Source organism: Virgibacillus carmonensis (genome assembly GCF_057836705.1).
Genome location: NZ_JBYQFJ010000335.1, coordinates 1 through 556 on the forward strand (window position 1 = coordinate 1; position 556 = coordinate 556).

1 protein-coding gene is annotated in these 556 nt (G+C 42.1%); it reads right to left on the reverse strand.

The genetic code is table 11. The annotated features are described in order from the left end of the window. Positions 1–556 (reverse strand): IucA/IucC family protein (locus tag AC3G7N_RS22190; RefSeq protein WP_489424275.1); only part of this gene is annotated, 556 nt, incomplete at both ends.

A 556-nucleotide genomic window follows, 5' to 3' on the forward strand; every position in this document is an offset into this window, starting at 1 on the left:
GGCTGGTCACTGATATTTACGTCGTCAACAAAATCTTTCATGATAATCCGTTCAGGTATGGAATCTTTCAGGACCAGCACTGTATTTTGGCCGTGCGGTGAAAAGACTACACCATATTGATATAGGCAGTGGAGCAGCGGTGGCAGAATTGCGTTTGTCAATTTATGAACCCACTGCTCCACTGTCAGTCCTGATTTTTCAATGAGCTTTGATACAAATGGGGTGCCTTCATGATCCACATATAGCAGCGCCGCCAGTGTAATGGGATTCTCGTCTCCTTGAACTTCCTTGTAAATACTTTCCCTCCATACAACGCCAAGCATTTCTAAATATTGATAGGGAACACCTTTTAATTGATGAAATGCACGGTGATCAACATTCATCGTTGCAACCTCACCTAACAGACCAAGACGACATGTTTCTTTTAAAAATGAATCGTGTTCAAGTATGTTCTTCATAAATTCCGTTACTTCAGGCGCAATAACCGTTCTCTCACTTGGCAATCCCCTATGGACAAGCGTATTTAAAATGCTGATTGGCAGCTTGACATGATAGT